Origin of the sequence: Bacillus sp. FF-1 (assembly GCF_028548245.1) — a bacterium.
GTDB classification, from domain to species: Bacteria; Bacillota; Bacilli; order Bacillales; family Bacillaceae_G; genus Bacillus_A; species Bacillus_A paranthracis.
In genome coordinates, this window is record NZ_JAQQGG010000002.1 from 170126 (window position 1) to 192899 (window position 22774).

Genomic DNA, 22774 nt, shown 5'->3' on the forward strand with positions numbered 1-22774 from the left:
TTGTTATGTTGATGCGAATGGTTAAGTGGTGTGGGATTACTTGTTTACAACTAGTAGCTGCAATCTTATGTATACTCTGCCTAGGTGCACTACCGCGTTTATTTAAGGGGTTGCAAATTGATTTAATCGGTTTTTGGAACACGATTGTATTTCTTGGAGGAAAGTTACTTCAACCGGGTGAAATTACATATGGATTTCGGGACTCAAGAAAATTATTTCCGCAAATATGGATTCATTATATTGAAACGATGATTGTATTTCTTTCAGCTTTTTTATTCTCGTTGCTTATAGCGTATATACTTGTCGTTTGGGTATTACAGCGTTCTCATATGAAACAGAAAATGTGGAACGGGATTTTTCTTACGCTTGAGAGTATACCAGATATATTACTTATTTTATTATCGCAACTTCTTGTCGTAATTATGTTTCAAAAAACAGGATTTATGCCGATCAAACTGGCTGGATTAGGGGAAGAAAGGATACGTTTGTTACCAATTATATGTCTTACAATACCAACAACATTATTGTTTATTAAACTGTTGTTATTACGGTTTAAAGAAGAATTAGAGAAAGATTATAGTTTGTTTGCTAAAAGTAAAGGGCTTAGTTTAAGACATATTTTAACACATCATATTTCAAGAAATGTTTTGTTAACAACGATCTATTATGCAAAAACAAATATTTTATTTATGTTATCAAATCTATATATTATTGAATGGATATTTAATACGTACGGCATGTTTGTTTTTGTAAAAGAAAATTCGAAATTAGAAATATTTACAGTGAGCTTAATTATATTATACGTACCGCTTTTTATACTATTTCGTTTATTACATACGTTCTTACAAAATGTTATAAAGGAGCGTGTGTAACATGTGGCAAGTTGTAAAAAGAGATGTGAGATTTTGGATAGGTATTACTTTTTTGAGTGTACTAATGATTGTTAGTATTGGATATACGTTGTTTTTTGATGGGAATATTCGTGAACTTACGATGATGTATAACGAAAAAGGGGAACTAGAGGCAGCTCCATTTGCACCATCAAGTAAATTTTGGTTTGGAAGTGATGTGAAAGGTCGTGACCTTGTTCAATTAATAATAGAAGGTGCAAAATGGACAGTTGGTGCAAGTATAATTATAGCGATTTTACGAGTTATAGTTGGAGGGGGAATTGGTTTACTTCTTGGTATGTATGGTAAACGTTCTTTTCCAGTTATTTCATCCTTTTTTGATCCTTTTAGTATTGTACCGATGGTTATGATTTCTTATTTTATGTTAAATGAAGTATTAACGTTTGATAGTGGAGCAGAAGTTGTGCCGTTATATTTGCGTGTGGCATTTCAAATTATAGTTCTTGTATGTCTCGCTGTACCCACAGTGATGTTGTATGTAGCGCAAGAAGTAAAACGTATTAAGAAAGAAGAATTTATGTTGGCAGCCACTGTGCTCGGCGGTAGTAAGTGGCAGAGGTTGAAGCGCCATATATGGCCTCATATGTTACCACCATTTCTTTTATTAGTAGCACAACAATTTGTAAGTACGTTATTACTTCTTTTACATCTTGGTTTGTTACAATTATTTTTTGGCGGAACAATAACCTTCAGTGGAATGGATCCAGATAGTGTAACAAAAGAATGGACTGGCCTAATTGGTCAAAACTTCCGCCATTTAACTACACATACATGGATTGTACTTATACCGATTGCTTTTTATAGTATGACAATTCTCGCAGGAAATCTAGTTAGTAATAGTATGCAAGATGCGATTAAGTTAGGAAATACGAGAAGGCCAGAGCGGAAAGGTAGAGAAGTGCAAGCAGAGAAACAAGTACAACCAACTACGAATGACTTTTCTTTTTATAGAGAGATACAAAAATAAAAAGATAGCTGAAAGCAACTTGTTTTCAGCTATCTTTTTCTGTTTATAGTGGTGGTAAATCAATCTTACCTTCTTCAAATAATTCTTTTATCATATGCTTCGTATAACCAGCAGCTTGACCAAATGTGATTTTTGCTGGCATTGGTGCTTCGTTAGCATCTACAACTACATCGATAATACATGGTTTGTTTTGTTTTACTGCGTTTTCAAAAGCTGGGAGTAATTCATCTATATGTTCAACGCGGTATCCGATACCTCCACACGCCTCTGCATATTTTGCAAAATCAGGGTTCGTTAAGTCTGTTTCGAATTCGATATTACCCATGACTTCTTGCTCGAATTTAATCATCGCAATTTTATTATTGTTTAATACGACGACAACAATTGGTAGTTTATATTTAACAGCTGTTACGAAGTCGTTCATTGTCATTCCAAAACCACCGTCACCACAAACTGCAAATACTTGTTTATCCGGGAATGCAATTTTTCCAGCAAGAGCACCAGGTAAACCGCAACCAAGTGTTGCGAGCCAGCTAGAAATGATAAATTGTTGATTTGTCATACGGAAGTGCCTTGCTGTCCATACTGTTACATTTCCGACATCGACTGATAGAATTGCGTCATCATGTGCTACTTGCTGCAGAGCATGCATAACGCGTTGTGGTTTAATTGGAATGGAAGAGTCTTCTTCTTGATCGTGTAATTTTTCTTCCCACTTTTTCATCATGTCTTGGTAATGTTCTAAGAAGGAATGGTCTGTGTGTTCTTCAACATTTTCAATTAACCATTGTAAAGTTTTTTCAGCATCACCAGCTAAACCAATATCTGTCGCATAACGTTTCCCAATTTGGGCAGGATCTGTATCGATATGAATTGTCTTAGCTTTGTCAGGTAAGAAACCGGTGAACGGATAAGAAGTACCAACCATAATTAAAGTATCTGCATGCTTCATTGCTTCATAAGAAGGTTTCGTTCCGATTAATCCTAATCCACCAATACAAAGAGGGTGTTCATCCGGAATAACGCCTTTAGCTGGTAATGTAAGTACGATTGGAGCACCAATATGTTCTGCAAATGCAAGTAAAGATTCTCTCGCATGTTTTGCTCCTTTACCAGCTAAAATAACAGGTTTTGTCGCTGCATTTATTGCGAGTTTTGCTGCATCTAAATCTTCTTTTTGTGGAAACAACTCAGGCAAAGTAAAAGAAGTATTTGTAATACGAGCACCATTTTTTACTTCGAATTTCGGGACATCATCTGGAATTGTAAGAACGGATACACCTTTTTTCGTATAAGCCATTCGAATTGCTTGATTCACTACGGCAGGTAGTTGCTCTGCTGACATAATACGCTGGTTATAAACCGCGACATCATCAAACATTCTTTCTAAATTTACTTCTTGGAAAAAATCCGTTCCGAGTAAATCGGTTTCTACTTGACCTGAAATTGCTAGAACAGGGGCTTTATCGAGTTTCGCATCATATAAACCATTTAATAAATGAATAGCACCAGGTCCTGCAATTGCCATACAAACGCCAAGTTTTCCTGTTAATTTCGCATAGGCAGCCGCTGCTAATGCACCAGCTTCTTCGTGGCGAACTTGAATGAATTTAATTTTATCTTGTTTTTTTCTTAAAGCTTCAATGATAGAATTGATGGAATCTCCAGGCATACCGTATATGTGTTCTACGCCCCAGTCAATTAATAAATCAACTAATGCTTCACCGGCTGTTTTTCCAAACATAATTGTTCCTCCTTATAATCAGGTAGATACTATTATGTTTTGGAGAAAAAGGAAAAATATACAAATGATAATATTATTATCTTTAATGATGACCAGCGAATAGTGTAAATACTGTTATTAGTAAAAATCCACTAGATGCCCATGTTAAAAATGAAAGGAAAGAGAGCTGCTTCTTTGCTTTCCAAAGCATTTCATGAATTGTGACATAGCCAAGTGAACCGATAGCACTTCCCATAATGAGTCCTTGTAAATGAAGCGCTTTTCCTTCCATTAAAATGCCAAAAACTGTACCGGTACCGAGAATAAGAGATAGTAATAAAGTTGTTAATAAAAAGGAAATATATTTATGTTTTGTAAATAGAAAGGGGATAATTAATGCTAAGCCTTCAGGAATATGGTGAACGACGATTGCTATTAAAAAAGGTATGGCAGAGTCAGCATGATTAATAAAAGCAGTACCTAAAGCAAATCCACTCGGCAAATTATGAATAAATATAGCGAAAGAGAGAAAAAGGAAAGTTTGCCATGCTTGTTGATCTTTTGTATGTATCATTGGATGGTGACAATAGTTATCTAATAAGCTCATAATTAAAATACCGATAGCCATACCAAGTATAGGTCCAATCATTTCATAACTTGAAAATGTTTCAGGAATAATTTCAAGTAGTAAGAGTCCAAGTAAAATTCCGCCACATAATGCATATAAACGATGCATTTTTTCTTCAATTAGCTGGCGCGTAGCAATGCCAACAGCACCGCCTAATAATAAGCCACCAAATGAAAAAAATGTAACTATCATAGGAATCCATAATCGTTCCATCGTATCACACTCCGATTCTTCCACCTTATTTTTAGCTTACGAAAAGGAAAGTTAGATTAGTCCAAGTAATTGTGTTTGATTATAGAGAAAAAAGTAGTGATTCGTTATAATTTATATATTAAATTTAAGTGAGAAAATGAAAAGGGGAATTGGTTATGCAACAAATTAAAAAAATAGGAAACTCATTTTGGTATATGACACCAGTTTCTGAAACAGATAGACCTATATTAGGAATGGTCATTGGAAAAGAAAAAACATTAATGATCGATGCAGGGAATTCAGAGGAACATGCACAATTATTTTTAGAAATGTTAAAAGAAAAAAATGTATCGAATCCTGATTTTGTAGCACTAACGCATTGGCATTGGGATCATATTTTTGGATTATCTGTATTACAGAATGCATTAACTATTTCACACGCTGAAACGAAAAAAGAAATGCAGGCAATAGTATCTTATGAATGGACAGATGAAGCGTTGGACGCACGCGTAAAAGAGGGTACGGAAATTGCATTTTGTGCGGATTGCATCAAAAAAGAGTTTGAAGAAAAAGCGAGAAATATTAAAATTATTCTTCCAACCTTAACGTTCCAGGATCAAATTGAATTAGACCTTGGTGAGGTGACCTGCGTGTTAAAACATGTGGGCGGAGATCATGCACATGATTCAGTTGTTATGTACATAAAAGAAGAAAAGATATTGTTTTTAGGAGACTGTATATATGCAGATATTTTTTCTTCGAAGTGGAACTATACGACGAAAAGAACGTTTGCATTAATAGATGAATTAGAAAAATTTGATGCTGAGACATATATTCTCTCTCATGGGGAAGCGATAAATCGAGAGGAGTTTTTACAAGAGATTCGTATGTTAAAAACAGTAGGAACTTATACTGAAATACATAAAGGCGATGAAGGGAAGATAAAGGAAGCGTATAAACGAGACATAGATAGAGAATTAAATGAAGATGAATTAGAAACAATAACGTTTTTTGTAAATGGTTATGAAATGAATAATCAATAAGACACGACATGAATCCAATATAATTAAATTGCACAAAAAGAGTATTGAAATTTAATTCAATACTCTTTTCAATACTTAAATATGTAGTTTCAACCAAATTCTAAATGGGGAATCATTGTCTGGAGGGGTGTCATTCTATGTGTTTTTCGTATAGATAGTGGTTCAAGTAGAAGCCTTCTTTGCTAATTCAGTTATATAGTTGAAAAATCCATTGTGGTTTACATCATATACTACATTTACAGGTCGCCCACCATCAAATTCCACTGTACGCCCCTGGCTTGGTCCGTATGTATGAACGATACTATTAATCGTTTGAGTTTTTGCGAGGTTAGTGTTTCCGACAAGCGCAGTTGTTAGTACATCCCACAAGTAGTAAGTAGAGTTCGTTGAAAAGTGAACGAGGGGAGGGACCATCGCATAGCATTGGCCAAGGAAATCTACACCAATATACTTTCGTTCTTTTGCCCAACGTTCACGTATGTCTATAGTTAATGGAACTTGGTTTGTACTTTCTAGTGTCACTAAGTCAATTTCAATTTTTGATTCCCATACACGAGCTACTGCTTCAGGGTCCCAAAATGAATTCCACTCAGCTGTTCCATCATGCTCTGGTTCATGTACATTGCCTGCGGTAAGAAATGTCCCCCCCATCCAAACGAGACGTTCAATTTTATCTTCGACTATGGGAGCTTCATATAATGCACGAGTAAGGTCAGTTAGGGGTCCCGTAAATAATAAAGTTGTTTTTCCTTCCGTTTGTAGAAGCGTTTCTATTAAGTGATGATGTGCAGGCTTTGCTGCTACAGGTGTTATAACTTTTCCAGCCTCATTTAAAATTGGTAAAGCATCTACATAAAATGCATGCATCCGCCAGTCTTTTGGAAATGGATTTTTCGCACGGGAATTTGATGCGGCTACTTCAATATATTCTTTGCTGAAGCGATCAATAATTTTGCGACTTGCAGATATTGCTGGTTCCAAATAGCAATCAGCAGGGATAACTGAAACACCTGTAAGTTTGACATTATCCATCTGAAGTAATAAAAATAGTGAAATTAAATCATCTACACCACCATCATGATTGAAGTACACTTTTTTCATCATTGTAATCTCCATCCTATTTGATTTAGTTAGAAATTAAACATGCATTGAGGAAAAGTCATCAATAATTTCGACTACTTCAATTTCGCCATTAATGAGTAGCTCAGGGAGTTCGTTATTCACATTTCCTTTCCAATATTCTCTAGCTTGTTCCATTTTTTAAGAAAAAGGAATAGCATCTTCTTTCGGTAAAAGATTCCCGTCACCTTCAAAAGAACTTCCGATTACTCGTAGTTTAACAATCTGCAAAACTTCTCGATTGTAAGAATCAAATAATGCTTTCCATTTTAAAGCATCTTCATAGCTTTTAGCAGCATATAAACAAGACAATCTTGATGGATAATCAGGATATTCTTGCAGCCTAACCATTTCCACAATCGTTTCTCTAATGGCTCTAATTGTTTGATCCATGTAATTCATAACGACTGTAGCATTTTCATTCTTTATATGTAATTCTTCATTTGTATAATGTTCTTTTAAAATTTGTATAGAATCTTTACCATTAGAATTTAAATGTTTTCTTTCAAAAAAGAAGTGGAATAGCGTATTAGTTTGATTTTTATTAAATTGAATGCTTTGTCCAATCTTCATTTTTTTCCTTGTTACGATATGATATACGAAAAATCCTTGTTCATTCATGGTTCTCCTCCTAGTAGTAATGTTTCAATTTAGTAATTCAACATTGAAATATATAAAACCTTTATAAGTAAAAGTGAGAATTTGAGTTGAAAGCAAAGAAAATATATGAAAACGTTTTAAATTTGTTCACAAAATGTTCACTTACGAAGAGGTTTCCAATATCGATATAATGACAAAGACTCAAAGAGAAAGGATGATGAATTTTGCCAACAACAAGAAAGGAAAACCTCCAATTTGGTATGATGATGTGCCTTGGGATGGTTATCGTAATGACGTTTTACAATTTACTAACGAATGGATCAGGAGGGCCAATTCATATTAAGGAGATCGCATTAGAACTACTAATTGGATTTATTATTGCGCTATTAATTGAAATATGTATCGTTGGACCTTGTGCGAAAAAAATTGTATTCATGTTACCGTTTGATAAATCGAAGAAAATAAATATTATAGTTGCGATGGCGACAGCAATGGTAATCGGAATGGTGTTCTTTATGTCATTTTTCGGAATGACTATGATGCATTTACATGGTGGGCTACAAGGGGATTCATTTGTTTCAATATATTTTACAATTTTTATTAAAAATTTCATTATGGCTTATCCATTACAATTAATTATTATGGGGCCACTTGTGCGTTTCTTATTTGCAAAGTTTATTTTGAAGAATAAAGCTGTAAAAGTAGCGTAAATAAATTTGTATTATCTAATTATAAAAATTATATAATGTTAAATGTGGTCTATTGAAAGATTGTAGCATGCATAATGAAGATAATCTAAATCATACGTTTACTTAGGTGAAAACATTATGAAAATTAAGAAGGTATTATGAGTCAAAAAAATATAAGTAGAGCTATGTGTGAAAAAGAGATTTTAAAGTAAAACAGTGACATATAAAAAGAGGGGTGCAAATGCAACCCTCTTTTTACATTCTATAAGCTTTACCGTGTCAAAGAATATGGTATATGTAAGAGTCTTGATAGGTTTATTGCTTGGATTGAACCAACTTAAAAAAGGATTGTACGTTTTGTGGGCTTGAAAAATTATCAAAGACAATAAAATCGTCTCCATGGTTCATGGTTATTTTTTTGATAAAGGGAATTGCAGACATCTCTAATACAACCCCATCCGTATGACTGAAATCTTCTATTTCAGTATATTTGAATTCCCATTTTAGTCCTTTTCCAAACATAGCATCAGAACAGAACAATAATCTTTTATTTGTAGCAGCTAAAATGCCAGATCTACTGATATAACCAAAATTTATTACGCAGTAGAGTGTAGAAAGAATATCTTCTTCACTGTTTAAGTGTTCTTTTATTGTTCCTAGATTCGCCTTCATGAGCAGGCCCCCTTATTATTGTAAGTAAAGTGTTGTTAAATTTATTTTATCATATATTAACATTTCGAAATTTGTATTATTGAATTTTAGTTGAGGGATGAAAAGGGAAAGAGAATTCTTTTTAGTTTCTAGTACAATAAAGTAAGGAGAATATGAATAGAAATTAAAATATTACTAAATATACGTAACTAATGAATACAATGTCTTTTTCAGTTATTAAGTTGTAAATCATTTTATGATAAAATCTTTTACATAATTTAATAAAGGGGTAGTATTCAATGGGTTATTTCTCAAATGGTTTATTAGTTTTGTTTGTGCTAATCGTATGCAGTTGTATATTTTTTGGTTGATAATATAATGAGAGTCTTACATAAAAGAAGTTATCTCAAGTGAGATAACTTCTTTTTATTTTATGTTGAGAAGGAATTCTATCTTTCTTATTGAAGTTTGTTCTAGTTATTTTCACGTCAATCGCAATTTTCATAAGGGGAATTTTATGAAACATTAACAAACTATAGAATAGGGAGTATTTACATGAAAAATAGTATACACTACACAAGTGAACATCCTACAAAATTTAATGAATTATTAGCTTTATATGAATCTTTAGGATGGAATTCTCTTAAATTAACAGTGAATGAATTAGAACAAATGTGTAAACAAAGTTGGTATGCAATATACGCATTTAAAGAGCAACAATTAATTGGTATGGGGCGTGTTATATCAGATGGTGTAATAACAGGTGTTATTTGCGGTGTATGTGTAATGCCGGAGTATCAGTATATTGGTATTGGAAAAGACATAGTGAAACGATTAATCCATCACTGCGAACAAAACAAGGTTATTCCGCAACTTATGTGTGTGGGAAAATTGCAATCTTATTATGAATCTATAGGGTTTGAAGCATTCTCTATTGGGATGACAAAACATATTATGAGATAGCGGTGCTTTATATTTTCAGTTTACTCGTACATATTTTCAAACTTCAGTTATAAAGGAGAATTGCTGTATGGAGATTGCTAAAGGGGTAGAAATGTTACAACTTAAATTTCAAGAATTTATCATTCACCCAATTCTTTTATGGAATGATGAAATGGCAGTTTTAATAGATACTGGTTTTCCTGGACAATTCGAAGATATACAAGTAGAGATGGAGAGAGTTGGGGTATCTGTTGATAAGCTAAAAGTTGTGATTTTGACACACCAGGATATAGATCATATAGGTAGCCTTCCTGATGTATTTGAGAATGGTGTAAGCGATATTAAAGTATATGCGCACGAGTTAGATAAGCCATATATTGAGGGAGATTTACCTTTATTGAAAGATGTACATGTAGAGAATCCACCAAAAGGAAAAGTGAGTGACACTGTGATTGACGGGCAAGAACTTCCGTATTGCGGTGGAATACGAATTCTCCATACTCCAGGGCATACTCCGGGGCATATTAGTTTATATTTGAAACGAAGCAAAATTCTTGTCGCTGGAGACTCGATGTATAGTGTGAATGGAGTGTTAGGAGGAGTTCATGCTCCAACAACTTTAAATATTATGGAAGCACGGCAGTCTTTGAAGAAGTATTTAAATCTAGATATTGAATCTGTAGTTTGTTACCACGGGGGATTAAGTAAGGGGAATATAAAGATTCAACTTCAAAATTTGTAAAAGTCGAAGATAATAATTTTTTAATAATGGATGCTAAAGTGTAGTCTAATTGTTGGTATATAAATAAAACACTTAAATGATAAAAAAGCATGTTTGAAGAAATACAAACATGCTTTTTTATTAAAGGAAACCCATGTAATTTTAACGTCCTAATCCGTTCCAATAAAAAGAAACGATTTCTTGTGCTAATTCATCTATATTTGTAAGAATAGGATTGTCATTTTCATCTTTAAAATTCCCAATTGATAATAAAGATACGAATGCATGAGCGGCAAATTTAGGGTTTCCTTTTTGGATTTCTCCAAATTGCATCGCTTTAGCGAGTGCTTTTTCTAACACTTCATACATGCTATCTTCAGCTTTTTTTAATTCCTTCAATTGTTCTTCAGATAACGACAGTTTTGCATCTTTCATAAAGTTTTTCATATCGATATCCATTGTGGCATGTAAGTAAACTTTAGCAAAGTTTAATAATCTCTCTTCTAAAGTATTGTTTGTAGAGAGTATTTGCGACATATTCTCACGTATACGTACCATCATTTGAATCATAGTAGCGGTAAATAAATCTGCTTTTGTTGAATAGTAATAGTAGACGGTTGCTTTCGTAACACCACAAACTTTTGCTACTTCCTCCATAGAAACGACTTGATAATTTTGAGTAAGAAATAACCGAGTTGCAACTTCTAAAATGGTTGCTTTTGTAGATTTTGTATTTTTATTTTGACGAGGCCTTCCAAGAGGGCGTTGTTTTTGTTCCAAATCCATTCGCTCCTGACATGTATTGTTTAGATAATTATAACATAATTTTTATTCATTCTTGATTAATTAACCGACCAGTATATATAATTAATAGTGGAGGAAAAAAGGAAGGTGGGTTTTTTATGAAAAAGCACCCGTTACATATGTTAGGGAGGCTTGTAGCAGGTAAAAATACGCAATGGATCACTTTATCGGTATGGATTCTTATTACATTATTACTTTCATTTACGTTACCACAAGTAAATAGTACGAAAGAACCGAACCCGAAAAATTTACCCGAAACAGCTATGTCGCAGCAAGCGGAAGCACTTATGAAAAAAGAGTTTCCGAATAATGCGGGGAATCCGTTGTTAGTAGTATGGTATAGAGATGGTGGATTACAGTCACAAGATTATAAACTCATACAAGACGTTTATAAAGAGTTAAAAGCTAGTCCTTTAAAGGAACAATCAACGTTACCACCATTTGATACAATCCCGGAACAAGTATTATCAAAAAGTACTTCAAAAGACGGTACATCATTTGTTACACCGGTATTTTTTAACAAGTCGGCTGGAACAGATATATTAAAAGGAAATCTTGAAGATTTAAGAAACATAGTGAATAGTAAAGTCGATGAAGATCCATTCAAACGAAAAATTAGTGACGCTGGTTTACATGTTCGATTATCTGGACCTGTAGGCATTCAAACGGATGCAGTTAGCTTATTTAGTCAAGCAGATGTGAAATTGTTAGTTGCTACTGTATTACTTGTATTGGTTTTATTAATCTTATTGTACCGCTCACCAATATTAGCGATTTTACCTTTACTTGTTGTTGGCTTTGCATACGGCATTATTAGTCCTACACTCGGTTTTTTAGCTGATCACGGATGGATTAAAGTCGATGCCCAAGCGATATCAATCATGACAGTGTTATTGTTCGGTGCTGGAACGGACTATTGCTTATTTTTAATTTCGAGATATCGGGAGTACTTGTTAGAAGAAGAAAGCAAATATAAGGCGCTGCAACTTGCAATTAAAGCTTCTGGTGGTGCAATAATAATGAGTGCGTTAACAGTTGTACTTGGATTAGGAACATTATTACTTGCTCATTATGGTGCCTTCCATCGATTTGCAGTACCATTTAGTGTTGCTGTATTTATTATGGGAATCGCTGCTTTAACAATTTTACCAGCGTTATTATTAATTTTCGGTAGAGCTGCATTCTTCCCGTTTGTACCGAGAACAACTTCGATGAATGAGGAATTAGCAAGAAGGAAAAAGAAAGTAGTAAAAGTTAAAAAATCAAAAGGTGCCTTTAGTAAAAAACTTGGAGATGTTGTAGTACGTAGACCGTGGACAATCATTATGCTTACTGTATTTGTATTAGGTGGATTGGCATCATTTGTACCACGTATTCAATACACGTATGACTTATTAGAATCGTTTCCTAAAGATATGCCTTCACGCGAAGGGTTTACGTTAATTAGTGATCATTTTTCAGCTGGTGAACTAGCGCCAGCAAAAGTTGTTGTTGACACGAAAGGAAAAGAGCTTCCTATTAAACAAGAACTAGAGAAATTTTCTTTCGTAAAAACAGTGAAAGAGCCAAAAGAGGGGAAAGAAAATAAGCAAATTAAAATGTATGAGGTTTCTTTAGCTGAAAATCCATACTCAATTGAAGCATTAGATCAAATCCCTAAATTGAAAACTCGTGTAGAAAAAGTATTAAAAGATGCTGGGGTTAGTAATGCAGAAGATCGACTATGGATTGGCGGAGAAACGGCTTCATTATATGATACAAAGCAAATTACAGAACGTGATGAAGCGGTTATTATTCCAGTAATGATTAGTATTATAGCTTTATTATTACTTGTTTACTTACGATCAATTGTCGCGATGATTTATTTAATTGTAACTGTTGTTTTATCATTTTTCTCTGCATTAGGAGCCGGATGGATATTACTTCACTTCGGTATGGGGGCACCGGCTATTCAAGGTGCAATACCGTTATACGCATTTGTATTTCTAGTTGCTTTAGGTGAAGATTATAATATCTTTATGGTTTCAGAAATATGGAAAAACAGGAAGACACAAAATCATTTGGATGCAGTAAAAAATGGTGTTATACAAACAGGTAGTGTCATTACATCTGCAGGTTTAATTTTAGCCGGAACTTTTGCTGTATTAGGAACACTTCCAATTCAAGTGCTCGTTCAATTTGGTATTGTAACAGCAATTGGTGTATTACTAGATACGTTTATTGTAAGACCACTACTTGTACCGGCAATCACAGTCGTTTTAGGCCGCTTTGCTTTTTGGCCAGGAAAACTTTCAAGGAAGAGTGAAGAGATACAAAAAGTGGATGCGTAGTTGAAAAAGCCAAGGATATTTTCCTTGGCTTTTTTCAATGTAATTAATTTTTTGAAGTCAAATCATCAGATGCAGCATGATCAGCATCTTCAATATCGGTTTCTGGCATTCCATATAAGCCGTTCATTGCTTGTTCTTCGATAGTAAGATTGGCAGTATTATTATTTTGAATAGGTGTAGCGTTTTCGATAACATTTTCTTTTTTATTTATATTTTTGTTATTCATGTATGAATCCTCCAAATTTTATTTGATTTATTTATAGTATGTGGATGGATTTCCAGAAATATGTGAATTGATTCTTATAGATGTAATATAATTAAATAAACAATTAGGGTGAAATGTAAACTGTTAGGAGTGAACAATTATGGTGAAAGCAAGGAAATTAGCCTCCTAAAATGAAGTTTCATGTAATTGATAGAGAAAATTGGAATAGAGAGCAGTATTTTGAGCATTATTTAAAGTTGAAATGTACATTTAGTATGACTGTTAATGTTGATATCACGATGTTATTAGAGGAAGTATATCAAAAGGGAGTAAAATTTTATCCCGTTTTTATATATTTAATTTCTAAAGTAGTAAATAATCATAAAGAATTTCGAACATCTTTTAATGATGAAGGAGCTTTAGGCTATTGGGAGGAAATGATCCCGAGTTATACAATCTTTCATAAAGATGATAAGTCTTTTTCAAGTATATGGACGGATTATTCAAGTGATTTCCGCACTTTCTATAAAAATTATGAAGACGATATGAGATACTATGCTAGTGTCCATGGTCTTTTCACGAAAGAAAATACTCCGCCTAATGTATTTCCGATTTCTAGCATACCTTTGACTAGTTTTACTGGATTTAATCTTAATATTAGTAATGATGCTGATTATCTATTACCTATTATAACTTGTGGGAGATATTTTAATGAAAAAAATAAAGTTATGCTACCAGTTTCATTGCAAGTACATCATTCGGTTTGTGATGGATATCATGCAAGTCGATTTATAGAGGATTTACAGGAGTTAAGTAATAGTTGTAACGAGTGGCTGAAATAAAAACTAATTTTAAATTATATACAAGTGAAAATAAATAATAGAAGAGATCATGTTTATATTGCATGGTCTCTTTTTTATTCATCTAAAGAACAGTGGAAAATATAGGTTGATTTGTAGTTTAATAATAAGTAGAGTGATTAATTTTAATTTTCTTTATTTTATAACTGTATTGTTTACAAAAATATTATCTTGTAATAATAAAGGGGAAAACAAAAATGGCAATAATATCTATAGAAAAAGCTACAATTTTAGATGCTGAAAAATTAACAGAAATAATGACAAGAACATTTGATGAAGAAGCAGAACGATGGTTATGTGGTCAAGGTGATGTTATTGACTATAACATCCAACCACCAGGGTATTCTTCAGTAGAAATGATGAGATATTCAATCGAAGAATTGGATTCTTATAAAGTAATAATGGATGAAAAAATAATCGGGGGAATTATAGTTACGATCTCAGGTAAGTCATATGGCCGGATTGATCGTATTTTTGTAGAGCCTGTTTATCAAGGGAAAGGAATTGGATCAAATGTTATTAAATTAATAGAAGCGGAATATCCAAGCATAAGGATTTGGGATCTCGAAACATCGAGTAGACAAATTAATAATCACCATTTTTATAAAAAGATGGGTTACCAAACAATTTTTGAATCAGAAGATGAGTATTGTTACGTGAAAAGAATAGGGACGAGCTCAAACAAAGAAAGTGTATTTAAAAATGAAGACATGAAAAATAGCCAATACGAAAACTGCAACTTGGAAAATACAGAGTATTATCAAGTAAATTTAAAAAATAGTTCATTTGTTGGCAGCAATATAAGGAATATGAATATGAGCAATTGTAATGTAAGTCAATCCAAGTTTAGAAATATTAATTTTAGAAGTTCTTCATATGCAGATTTAAATCTTTCTGGCAGTAAATTTAGTTTGGTGATTTTAGGTGGAGTTCAATTTAAAGATACAAGTCTTGGAGAAAATAAATATCCTATTTCATTTAATAGATGTGATTTAGAAGGGAGTACGATAAGTAGTAGTAATCTAAAAAATATGGAAATAGAAAATTGTGATATAGCCGGTATGAAAGTAAATGGTATTCCAATGGAAAAGCTGCTTGCGTTATATAATAAAGTAAAAAGTTAACCGGTTAATGTAGATAAGTTTGTTCGTAAAGCTAATATTATGCCGAAATAATTATATAAAAATAACATAAAGAAATAAAGGAGAGAAGGGGTTTCATGCGGGAGGCTAGAATGAATATATGTATTGTTAAGAATATGGAGGGAAGAAAATATGACGATCAAAGTAAGAGCAGTAGAAATACAAGATGCCAGAGCGATTCACCGTATATGCATACAAGATGACGTTTTACCTTATATGATTTTCTTACCTAGCATGCGTGTAGATGCGATGGAAAATAGAATTCGAAATTTAGCACCAAATCAATTTGAATTTGTCGCAGAGTATGATGGGGAAGTTGTAGGATTTGTTGGGTTAACCCAAAGTCCTGGACGTAGATCTCATTCGGGTGATTTGTTTATCGGGGTAGATAGTGAATATCATAATAAAGGCATTGGAAAAGCTCTTCTTACAAAAATGCTTGATTTGGCTGATAATTGGTTAATGTTAGAGAGAGTAGAACTAGGTGTTTTAGAAACGAATCCTAAAGCGAAAACTCTATATGAAAAATTCGGATTTGTAGAAGAGGGAGTAAAGATAGGAAATTTGAAAGCTCACGGAAAGTTTATTAATGAAATTATGATGAGTCGTTTTAGACCTGATGGTTTAATTGTACATAATGGATAGTGAAAGCATGACAGTATAATGTCATGCTTTTTTATTAGAATTTGGTTGTAATAAAAATAATGCAAGACCAATAAAAATAACTGTAATGCCTAGTCCTTGTTGTAAAGAAATAGTCTCATTTAATATAAAGTACGCTAGTATACAAGTCCCAATTGTTTCTCCTAAAATGCTCATGGAGATTACAGTAGCACTCATCCATTTTAATAACCAATTAAAAATCGTTTGCCCTAAAATCGTAGCAATAAACGCCAAACCAATAAAGCATAGCCAAGTTTGTGTAGAGTAATGGATAAGAGATTCGTGTTTCATATAAGCAAATATACCAAGAAAACAGGCGCTACTTCCATAACTAATGAGCGAATACGGTATAAGTGACAAATCTTTACGAACATATTGGCTAATGAAAAAGTATGCGGTAATAATTCCTGCCGCAATAAATGCTAAAATATCTCCGTATAAGGCTTCCACGCTAATTTGGAAATCTTGCCAGCCAATGATGATACTTCCTGAAATAGCAATGAGACAACCGATAATCGCGCCTCTCGTAAACCTTTCCTTGAATAAAAAATAACCACCAATCATTGAGAATAAAGGTTGTAACGTTACGATAACAGTAGAGCTTGCTACAGAAGTATATTGTAACGATTCAAACCATAGTACATAATGTGCAGCTAAAAATAGCCCAGAAATGAATCCGAATCCCCATTGTCTTCTTGTTATTGTTTTTAGTTCGTTTCGATTGTTTCGATTAAAAAGTAATAATGGCAACAGAATTAATGCAGCGAAAAATAATCGATAAAAAGCAATGATAGTTGCAGGAGCATCTGCCAATTTTACAAAAATCGCTGAAGTTGATAAGGCGAATACACCGAAAAATAAGATGCAATATGAAAGAATAGGTGATTTCAAAGTTTGTCCCTCCGATAGATTGTCTATTATAATGAACTAAATACGATAAAATGTACAAAGGTAAGTATATAAGTCTCGGAGACGATAGAAAAGGATTATTTGCCTTTGTTTAGTAAGTCAACACAAAAGCGATGCAATATATATTATGATGGACGAAGGAAGGATTTACTATGATACATGATAGGCTTGGACAAACTGTATTAAGTTATCGTAAGAAAAATAAGATGACAATTCGCGAATTTGCGGATTATGCAGGAATTAGTACTTCATTAATTAGTCAAATTGAACGAGGACATGCGAATCCCTCGTTAAGTGTATTGGAATTAATAGCGAAAGCGTTAAATGTACCGCTATTTACACTATTTATTAATGAGATTGATACAGATTCACTCATTTCTAAGAAGAAAGATAGAAAGAAAGTATATCGAGAAAATAGCGATCATATCGTATACGATGTATTAACACCAGATTTTATGAAAGCGCGTATTGAAATGTTAATGATGGACCTAAATAAACAAGCAAATACAACGGAAAATCACTATTCACATGAAGATAAAGAAGAAATTGCTGTTGTTATGAAAGGAGAAGTTTATGTGGAGTTAGAAGGCAAAGAGTACTTCTTAGAAGAAGGAGATGTTGTACGTATCCCGCCAAATGTGAAACATCGTTTTTTGAATAAGAGTGATGAATCCAATCATATTTTATTTGTATTGACGCCATCTTTAGGATGAGTATAAAGTGATTTTTTTACGGGGGATAGAAAGATGGAAAATAAAACTGTTTTAAAAGGTGGCTTGTCAATTGATTGGGATTTTGGACATGTTTTTAAATTCTCATATAGTTACTTTGATCATATTAGGAGGGCTCCAAAAGATATAACTTTAGAGAAATTCCGATTTGTTATGAATACGTAATGAAGCCTAATGGTCTGTATTAAGGTACAAAAATATAAATTTATTTGTTGTTAGTATATTATTTTAAAATATGTAAGATTTTACATGAGTATTTTACTTTTACTAATTATGTAAATAGGCTATACTAAAATACATACATTTTAGTATTGGAGAGAGAAGTAAAACGACATGGAATTAGTGAAATTGGAAAAAGTAATTGAAATAAAGAAAGAAGAACTTTTATATTTAGTATCAGATTACGGAATTCAACATGAAAAAGTATTGGCATTAAGTCAAGAAATAGACAAACTGATTAATTACTTTATGTTTTTAAAATAGGAAGAACTATGACATGATGTGAAAATGTTATAGTTCTTTTTTATTTGGAAATTCAGATGTATATTCTATATACTAATAATAGATGGAATATTCTGTTTTAGAGGAGGCGGATACATGATATTACATACGTACATTTCAGGAGAAGGGGAACCAATCGTACTTTTACATTCTGGTGGTATGACAGGTTTAGTAGAATATGAAGAGCAGGTAGCATTTTTTCGAGAACAAAATTATCAAGTCATTCGCCCTGATTTAAGAGGGCATGGAAAATCAGGGGGGACATTGGAGAATTATTTCCTACGTTCTGCAAAGGATTTATATGATACGTTAGAGCATTTACAAATTGATAGATGTCATATAGCGGGTGTTTCACTAGGGGGATTAATCGCTTTATTATTTGCAAAAAAGTATCCAGAGAAAGTGAGAACATTAACTTTTTCAGGAATCTTTCCGGTTAAGAGGGATAATTGGGAAGAGTCTCTGGAGTATGAAGCGAAGTGTCACGAGCAATTGATGAAAAATGAAGAAGTTATAACGTATATGAATCAAATTCATGAAAAAAGTGATTGGAAAGCATTGCTTGAATCGTGGCAAGTTAAAGATTGGTATCCTTTCGATGAAACTGGTGATGTAGCGAATCTTCAAATACCTACACTCTGTATTGCTGGGGGAGATTCAGAAGATGAAGTTACAGCTGTTACAACGTTCAAACAATTAAACGGAAATATTCATATTGCCGTTATTCCGTTTGCCGGTCATTTAGTACATAATGATCAACCAAAAATTTATTCGGATATATTGTCTAATTTCTTACAGAATGCGCAAGTTGCTAGTCGAATATAAGGACTTTTGGGTATAATAATAAAGGAATTATTAATTGTATCGGTTAGGAGCGCAATACATATGAAAACAGTTGTTGTCATCGGTGGAGGTATAACGGGACTTTCTACTATGTTTTATTTAGAAAAATTAAAAAAGGATTATAATATAGATTTAAATTTAATCCTTGTAGAAAAAGAAGAGTACTTAGGTGGGAAAATCCATAGTGTAGAAGAAAAGGATTTTATTATGGAATCCGGAGCAGATTCTATCGTTGCTCGTAATGAACATGTCATGCCGCTTATAAAAGATTTAAATTTAGAAGAAGAAATGGTATATAATGAAACGGGTATTTCTTACATATATTCTGATAATATTTTACATCCAATTCCTTCTGACACTATATTTGGGATACCGATGAGTGCCCGATCGTTGTTTAGCAGTACGCTAGTATCAACGAAGGGGAAAATTGTTGCTTTAAAAGATTTCATAACGAAAAATAAAGAGTTTACAAAAGATACTTCTCTTGCTGTATTTTTAGAAAGCTTTTTAGGAAAAGAGTTAGTAGAAAGACAAATTGCTCCGGTGCTTTCAGGTGTATATTCTGGTAAATTGAATGAGCTTACTATGGCGTCTACACTACCGTATTTACTGGATTATAAAAATAAATATGGAAGTATTATTAAAGGTTTTGAAGAGAATAAAAAGCAGTTTCAATCAGCAGGAAACAAAAAGTTCGTATCATTTAAAGGTGGATTATCTACGATTATTGATCGTTTAGAAGAAGTGCTGACTGAGACGGTTGTTAAGAAGGGTGTTGTAACGACAGCTGTAAGTAAACAAGGTAATCGCTATGAAGTCTCCTTTGCAAATCACGAATCAATCCAAGCTGATTATGTTGTTTTAGCAACTCCGCATGATATCGCAGAAAGTTTATTACAGTCTAATGAGTTAAACGAGCAGTTTCATACATTTAAAAATTCATCACTTATAAGTATTTACTTAGGATTTGACATACTAGATGAACAATTACCAGCGGACGGCACAGGATTTATCGTAACAGAAAACAGTGATTTACATTGTGATGCTTGTACATGGACAAGCCGGAAGTGGAAACATACATCTGGAAACCAAAAGCTATTAGTGAGAATGTTTTATAAGAGTACGAATCCGGTATATGAAACGATTAAAAATTATAATGAAGAAGAACTAGTACGAGTCGCTTTATATGATATTGAAAAGAGTCTCGGAATTAAAGGTGAACCAGAAGTAGTTGAAGTGACAAAATGGAAAGATTTAATGCCGAAATATCATTTAGAACATAATCAAGCAGTTCAAACATTACAAGAAAAAATGACGGATCTATATCCTAATGTATACTTAGCAGGTGCCTCATATTACGGTGTCGGTATTGGTGCGTGTATTGGAAATGGAAAGAACACTGCAAATAAGATAATTGCAACATTAAATGAACCGACAAATTAATATAGCATACATATATAAATAAAATGTCCCTCCAATATAACGGAGGGACATTTTATTTATTTTACTTGAATTGAGATCTTTTTATTCGTTGTATGATTCTCAGTAATCGTTAATGTTATATTACCGGATTCTTTAAATGAATATGATGAGAGTTGATAAAGCTCTTTTATACCATGTTTCTCTTTTAATTTATTGGCAGGAAGTAATGTTATGTTCGGTTTCCATGTTTCCTGTTTACCTGAAGGATAGTTTACTATTATTTCTGGATTATTTAATTGCATTGGTTTCCAAGAGGCAAAATGTAGCTTAACTTCTGTATCTTTTTTTAATAATTCTTCTGAGAAATATCCAAGCTCTCCAACGTTACCGAAAACAGTAAAGTTTTGATTTTGTAATGTGATATCTAAATGTTTAGGTTGATATGTTGCTGCGTGATAGATTCCATATGAAAGAGAAAGAGTAGCGGCGATTAAAATGCTGATTGAAAATGTCTTAAAGCTATTGCCTTTAAAACTAGTCATCATGAATGAGTTTGGAGTGAACTTTTTTGCGAATAAAAATATGAGTAATATGAGTAAGAGGGATAAGCTGATGAATATATACAAAGGAAATTTACACCTCCACAATAAAATAATGTATTGACTATATTTTACCATAAATGTATGGGGTAGGGTGTTGTTTTAGAAGGGAAAAGTGAGTATGGAATAAAGAGATGATCAATGTACTATGATCATCTCTTTATTTTTCGCATCATGTAAATGCAAGAAGGGTTACTCTTAGTTCGTATTGAATTAAGAGGGGAGGCTACTCTTGAAATATTTGATTAATGGGACATTGAGGACTTTCCTAATTATAAATATGTTTTCTGCTATAATGAATAAGTAGAAAGAAAGGAGTGATCCTATGGCATTTCCTATATTAGAAACAGAACGTTTGCGTTTAGTTGAAATAGAACAATCTTATTGTCAAAAAATATATGAAATCTTTTCATTGGATGAGGTAACGTGTTATTACGGTATGAATTCTTTTACAGAATTTGGACAAGCTTCACGTATGATTGAATCTTTTTCAAAAAATTACTTTGAGAAAAAGGCAATACGATGGGGGATTGTATTAAAAGAAACAAATACTTTAATAGGTACAATTGGATTAAATAATTTACAATTATGGAGTAAACGATCTGAAATTGGATATGACTTACATCCTCGTTATTGGGGGAATGGTTATGCGTCAGAAGCAGCCAGGGAAATTATTCGTTATGGATTTCAAGATTTAGGCTTATTTAGAATTGGTGCTATTACATACCCTGAAAATGTTACTTCTTGTAAAATGTTATGTAAAATAGGTTTTCATAAAGAAGGATTATTACGTGGATATATTCATCAAGGAAATAAGCAACATGATGCATTATTGTATTCTATAGTTCGAACGGATGTTGAAGATTTAAATTTATAATAAAAAACCCCTCTTAAATAAGAGGGGTTAAGTAAAAATTAACCTAACTTAGGTAATAAACGTTCTCCGCTTTTCATGCTACTTTTACATAAAGGGCATTTAGGCTCTTCTTCAAATGAAAAGTTCTTTCTCATCCATCCTAAACAATCCTCTGCTTCACATTCCCAGACAGGGGTTTGTTCTGGTGGTACTTCTGCTACATCGTTCTTTCGATTGCGATACATGTAACCACTCCTTTTATGTAAAAAATTTTAGTTATATATTAAAAAGGTTGTTAACCGTGCTGGTAACAACCTTTTTATTGTTTGAATTATAGCTTTACAACGTTTTTAGCTTGAGGTCCACGGTTACCGTCTTCAACTTCGAAGCTAACTTCTTGACCTTCGTCAAGAGATTTGAAGCCGTCGCCAGTGATAGCTGAGAAGTGAACGAATACGTCGTTGCCACCTTCAACTTCGATGAAACCGAAACCTTTTTCGCTGTTAAACCATTTTACTTTACCTGTTAATGTCATGGTAATGCCTCCTAAAAATTAAAAAGATTACAATATGTTCGGCCTTATTTGAATGAAAAATAAAATTTCACATATTATCAAAAACCCATAAGGAATATAAAATGTTCCTGATTGATACTTGATAATATGCAAAGAAAATATACTGTTAAATTGACCTTAATTACTATCTTACAACAAATGGTGGGAAA

The 22774-nt window shown here is 33.0% G+C and carries 26 protein-coding genes and 1 pseudogene; 16 read left to right on the forward strand and 11 right to left on the reverse strand.

Annotation, left to right across the window (positions count from 1 at the left end):
- Positions 1–5: 5 nt before the first annotated feature.
- Positions 6–872: an ABC transporter permease subunit gene (locus PQF83_RS06240; protein ID WP_000929044.1), complete on the forward strand. Its 867-nt coding sequence runs from the start codon at positions 6–8 to the stop codon at positions 870–872.
- Position 873: 1 nt separating this feature from the next.
- The gene (locus tag PQF83_RS06245; protein ID WP_000267884.1) at positions 874–1878 is read left to right on the forward strand and encodes an ABC transporter permease subunit; all 1005 of its coding nucleotides are present in this window, start codon (positions 874–876) and stop codon (positions 1876–1878) included.
- A 43-nt stretch (positions 1879–1921) separates the two neighbouring features.
- Here PQF83_RS06245 and PQF83_RS06250 read toward each other — a convergent pair whose 3' ends face one another.
- Both PQF83_RS06250 and PQF83_RS06255 read right to left on the reverse strand, forming a co-directional pair.
- Positions 1922–3622: a pyruvate oxidase gene (locus PQF83_RS06250; protein WP_000467230.1), complete on the reverse strand. Its 1701-nt coding sequence runs from the start codon at positions 3620–3622 to the stop codon at positions 1922–1924.
- Positions 3623–3704: 82 nt separating this feature from the next.
- A complete protein-coding gene (locus tag PQF83_RS06255; RefSeq protein ID WP_000440593.1) occupies positions 3705–4442 on the reverse strand; it encodes a ZIP family metal transporter in 738 nt (245 codons plus the stop codon).
- A gap of 155 nt (positions 4443–4597) precedes the next feature.
- Between PQF83_RS06255 and PQF83_RS06260 the strand changes: the two genes are divergently transcribed.
- Positions 4598–5464 carry an MBL fold metallo-hydrolase gene (locus PQF83_RS06260; protein ID WP_001184077.1) on the forward strand — a complete coding sequence of 289 codons (867 nt, stop codon included), beginning with the start codon at positions 4598–4600 and terminating at the stop codon, positions 5462–5464.
- 162 nt (positions 5465–5626) lie between these two features.
- On the opposite strand, the gene PQF83_RS06265 is transcribed toward PQF83_RS06260, so the two are convergent.
- Positions 5627–6568 carry a nucleoside hydrolase gene (locus PQF83_RS06265; RefSeq protein WP_033671930.1) on the reverse strand — a complete coding sequence of 314 codons (942 nt, stop codon included), beginning with the start codon at positions 6566–6568 and terminating at the stop codon, positions 5627–5629.
- 33 nt (positions 6569–6601) lie between these two features.
- A pseudogene (locus PQF83_RS06270) lies at positions 6602–7204 on the reverse strand (DUF2441 domain-containing protein).
- Positions 7205–7407: 203 nt separating this feature from the next.
- Between PQF83_RS06270 and PQF83_RS06275 the strand changes: the two are divergent.
- Positions 7408–7893, forward strand: a complete 486-nt coding sequence (locus tag PQF83_RS06275) for a hypothetical protein (RefSeq protein ID WP_001143424.1) — start codon at positions 7408–7410, stop codon at positions 7891–7893.
- A gap of 294 nt (positions 7894–8187) precedes the next feature.
- Here the strand turns inward: PQF83_RS06275 and PQF83_RS06280 are convergent, their stop codons facing one another.
- On the reverse strand, positions 8188–8544 hold the full coding sequence (locus tag PQF83_RS06280) for a PH domain-containing protein (RefSeq protein WP_000646618.1): 357 nt from the start codon (positions 8542–8544) through the stop codon (positions 8188–8190).
- Between the two features lie 534 nt (positions 8545–9078).
- Between PQF83_RS06280 and PQF83_RS06285 the strand changes: the two genes are divergently transcribed.
- Entirely contained in the window at positions 9079–9486 is a 408-nt protein-coding gene (locus PQF83_RS06285) for a GNAT family N-acetyltransferase (RefSeq protein WP_000797951.1), read from the forward strand.
- 67 nt (positions 9487–9553) lie between these two features.
- Entirely contained in the window at positions 9554–10207 is a 654-nt protein-coding gene (locus PQF83_RS06290) for an MBL fold metallo-hydrolase (RefSeq protein ID WP_000401513.1), read from the forward strand.
- Positions 10208–10348: 141 nt separating this feature from the next.
- Here the strand turns inward: PQF83_RS06290 and PQF83_RS06295 are convergent, their stop codons facing one another.
- Positions 10349–10966 (reverse strand): TetR/AcrR family transcriptional regulator, encoded by a 618-nt coding sequence (locus tag PQF83_RS06295; protein WP_000435998.1) that lies wholly within the window; start codon positions 10964–10966, stop codon positions 10349–10351.
- 122 nt (positions 10967–11088) lie between these two features.
- Between PQF83_RS06295 and PQF83_RS06300 the strand changes: the two genes are divergently transcribed.
- Positions 11089–13320, forward strand: coding sequence for an MMPL family transporter (locus PQF83_RS06300; RefSeq protein ID WP_000716562.1), 2232 nt, complete (start codon positions 11089–11091; stop codon positions 13318–13320).
- A 43-nt stretch (positions 13321–13363) separates the two neighbouring features.
- Here PQF83_RS06300 and PQF83_RS06305 read toward each other — a convergent pair whose 3' ends face one another.
- Positions 13364–13546 (reverse strand): DUF4021 family protein, encoded by a 183-nt coding sequence (locus PQF83_RS06305; RefSeq protein WP_001060594.1) that lies wholly within the window; start codon positions 13544–13546, stop codon positions 13364–13366.
- A gap of 170 nt (positions 13547–13716) precedes the next feature.
- Here PQF83_RS06305 and catA point away from each other — a divergent pair, with 170 nt between their 5' ends.
- The 3 genes from catA to PQF83_RS06320 all read left to right on the forward strand — a co-directional run bounded on the left by catA (position 13717) and on the right by PQF83_RS06320 (position 16172).
- Positions 13717–14367, forward strand: coding sequence for a type A chloramphenicol O-acetyltransferase (gene catA / locus PQF83_RS06310; RefSeq protein ID WP_000668565.1), 651 nt, complete (start codon positions 13717–13719; stop codon positions 14365–14367).
- Between the two features lie 215 nt (positions 14368–14582).
- Positions 14583–15509 carry a GNAT family N-acetyltransferase gene (locus PQF83_RS06315; protein WP_000974857.1) on the forward strand — a complete coding sequence of 309 codons (927 nt, stop codon included), beginning with the start codon at positions 14583–14585 and terminating at the stop codon, positions 15507–15509.
- Between the two features lie 150 nt (positions 15510–15659).
- Positions 15660–16172 carry a GNAT family N-acetyltransferase gene (locus tag PQF83_RS06320; RefSeq protein ID WP_000153560.1) on the forward strand — a complete coding sequence of 171 codons (513 nt, stop codon included), beginning with the start codon at positions 15660–15662 and terminating at the stop codon, positions 16170–16172.
- Positions 16173–16193: 21 nt separating this feature from the next.
- On the opposite strand, the gene PQF83_RS06325 is transcribed toward PQF83_RS06320, so the two are convergent.
- A complete protein-coding gene (locus tag PQF83_RS06325) occupies positions 16194–17081 on the reverse strand; it encodes a DMT family transporter (RefSeq protein ID WP_000841792.1) in 888 nt (295 codons plus the stop codon).
- Positions 17082–17251: 170 nt separating this feature from the next.
- Here PQF83_RS06325 and PQF83_RS06330 point away from each other — a divergent pair, with 170 nt between their 5' ends.
- The 5 genes from PQF83_RS06330 (at position 17252) to PQF83_RS06350 (ending at position 20617) form a co-directional block, all read left to right on the forward strand.
- The gene (locus PQF83_RS06330) at positions 17252–17812 is read left to right on the forward strand and encodes a helix-turn-helix domain-containing protein (RefSeq protein WP_000581024.1); all 561 of its coding nucleotides are present in this window, start codon (positions 17252–17254) and stop codon (positions 17810–17812) included.
- Positions 17813–17845: 33 nt separating this feature from the next.
- On the forward strand, positions 17846–17995 hold the full coding sequence (locus PQF83_RS06335; protein ID WP_000428944.1) for a hypothetical protein: 150 nt from the start codon (positions 17846–17848) through the stop codon (positions 17993–17995).
- Between the two features lie 168 nt (positions 17996–18163).
- Positions 18164–18313 (forward strand): aspartyl-phosphate phosphatase Spo0E family protein, encoded by a 150-nt coding sequence (locus PQF83_RS06340; RefSeq protein ID WP_000424361.1) that lies wholly within the window; start codon positions 18164–18166, stop codon positions 18311–18313.
- 114 nt (positions 18314–18427) lie between these two features.
- Positions 18428–19156: an alpha/beta fold hydrolase gene (locus tag PQF83_RS06345; protein ID WP_000600658.1), complete on the forward strand. Its 729-nt coding sequence runs from the start codon at positions 18428–18430 to the stop codon at positions 19154–19156.
- Between the two features lie 60 nt (positions 19157–19216).
- On the forward strand, positions 19217–20617 hold the full coding sequence (locus PQF83_RS06350) for a protoporphyrinogen oxidase (RefSeq protein ID WP_000860368.1): 1401 nt from the start codon (positions 19217–19219) through the stop codon (positions 20615–20617).
- Between the two features lie 56 nt (positions 20618–20673).
- Here PQF83_RS06350 and PQF83_RS06355 read toward each other — a convergent pair whose 3' ends face one another.
- Entirely contained in the window at positions 20674–21222 is a 549-nt protein-coding gene (locus tag PQF83_RS06355; protein WP_000275268.1) for a hypothetical protein, read from the reverse strand.
- 298 nt (positions 21223–21520) lie between these two features.
- Here PQF83_RS06355 and PQF83_RS06360 point away from each other — a divergent pair, with 298 nt between their 5' ends.
- Positions 21521–22072 carry a GNAT family N-acetyltransferase gene (locus PQF83_RS06360; RefSeq protein ID WP_000885380.1) on the forward strand — a complete coding sequence of 184 codons (552 nt, stop codon included), beginning with the start codon at positions 21521–21523 and terminating at the stop codon, positions 22070–22072.
- Positions 22073–22110: 38 nt separating this feature from the next.
- Here the strand turns inward: PQF83_RS06360 and PQF83_RS06365 are convergent, their stop codons facing one another.
- Positions 22111–22296 carry a cold-shock protein gene (locus PQF83_RS06365; protein ID WP_000286198.1) on the reverse strand — a complete coding sequence of 62 codons (186 nt, stop codon included), beginning with the start codon at positions 22294–22296 and terminating at the stop codon, positions 22111–22113.
- Positions 22297–22382: 86 nt separating this feature from the next.
- Positions 22383–22586: a cold-shock protein CspD gene (gene cspD, locus PQF83_RS06370; RefSeq protein ID WP_000176368.1), complete on the reverse strand. Its 204-nt coding sequence runs from the start codon at positions 22584–22586 to the stop codon at positions 22383–22385.
- Between the last annotated feature and the right edge of the window lie 188 nt (positions 22587–22774).

Excerpts from the sequence above, each read along its gene's own strand:
- PQF83_RS06335 (WP_000428944.1), top strand. The coding sequence starts at position 17,846 with ATGGAAAATAAAACTGTTTTAAAAGGTGGCTTGTCAATTGATTGGGAT.
- PQF83_RS06345 (WP_000600658.1), top strand. The coding sequence starts at position 18,428 with ATGATATTACATACGTACATTTCAGGAGAAGGGGAACCAATCGTACTT.
- PQF83_RS06285 (WP_000797951.1), top strand. The coding sequence starts at position 9,079 with ATGAAAAATAGTATACACTACACAAGTGAACATCCTACAAAATTTAAT.
- PQF83_RS06350 (WP_000860368.1), top strand. The coding sequence starts at position 19,217 with ATGAAAACAGTTGTTGTCATCGGTGGAGGTATAACGGGACTTTCTACT.
- PQF83_RS06305 (WP_001060594.1), bottom strand. The coding sequence starts at position 13,546 with ATGAATAACAAAAATATAAATAAAAAAGAAAATGTTATCGAAAACGCT.
- PQF83_RS06315 (WP_000974857.1), top strand. The coding sequence starts at position 14,583 with ATGGCAATAATATCTATAGAAAAAGCTACAATTTTAGATGCTGAAAAA.
- PQF83_RS06330 (WP_000581024.1), top strand. The coding sequence starts at position 17,252 with ATGATACATGATAGGCTTGGACAAACTGTATTAAGTTATCGTAAGAAA.
- PQF83_RS06265 (WP_033671930.1), bottom strand. The coding sequence starts at position 6,568 with ATGATGAAAAAAGTGTACTTCAATCATGATGGTGGTGTAGATGATTTA.
- catA (WP_000668565.1), top strand. The coding sequence starts at position 13,717 with ATGAAGTTTCATGTAATTGATAGAGAAAATTGGAATAGAGAGCAGTAT.
- PQF83_RS06360 (WP_000885380.1), top strand. The coding sequence starts at position 21,521 with ATGGCATTTCCTATATTAGAAACAGAACGTTTGCGTTTAGTTGAAATA.
- PQF83_RS06260 (WP_001184077.1), top strand. The coding sequence starts at position 4,598 with ATGCAACAAATTAAAAAAATAGGAAACTCATTTTGGTATATGACACCA.
- PQF83_RS06290 (WP_000401513.1), top strand. The coding sequence starts at position 9,554 with ATGGAGATTGCTAAAGGGGTAGAAATGTTACAACTTAAATTTCAAGAA.
- PQF83_RS06245 (WP_000267884.1), top strand. The coding sequence starts at position 874 with ATGTGGCAAGTTGTAAAAAGAGATGTGAGATTTTGGATAGGTATTACT.
- PQF83_RS06280 (WP_000646618.1), bottom strand. The coding sequence starts at position 8,544 with ATGAAGGCGAATCTAGGAACAATAAAAGAACACTTAAACAGTGAAGAA.
- PQF83_RS06340 (WP_000424361.1), top strand. The coding sequence starts at position 18,164 with ATGGAATTAGTGAAATTGGAAAAAGTAATTGAAATAAAGAAAGAAGAA.
- PQF83_RS06255 (WP_000440593.1), bottom strand. The coding sequence starts at position 4,442 with ATGGAACGATTATGGATTCCTATGATAGTTACATTTTTTTCATTTGGT.
- PQF83_RS06240 (WP_000929044.1), top strand. The coding sequence starts at position 6 with ATGTTGATGCGAATGGTTAAGTGGTGTGGGATTACTTGTTTACAACTA.
- PQF83_RS06300 (WP_000716562.1), top strand. The coding sequence starts at position 11,089 with ATGAAAAAGCACCCGTTACATATGTTAGGGAGGCTTGTAGCAGGTAAA.
- PQF83_RS06320 (WP_000153560.1), top strand. The coding sequence starts at position 15,660 with ATGACGATCAAAGTAAGAGCAGTAGAAATACAAGATGCCAGAGCGATT.
- PQF83_RS06250 (WP_000467230.1), bottom strand. The coding sequence starts at position 3,622 with ATGTTTGGAAAAACAGCCGGTGAAGCATTAGTTGATTTATTAATTGAC.
- PQF83_RS06365 (WP_000286198.1), bottom strand. The coding sequence starts at position 22,296 with ATGTATCGCAATCGAAAGAACGATGTAGCAGAAGTACCACCAGAACAA.
- cspD (WP_000176368.1), bottom strand. The coding sequence starts at position 22,586 with ATGACATTAACAGGTAAAGTAAAATGGTTTAACAGCGAAAAAGGTTTC.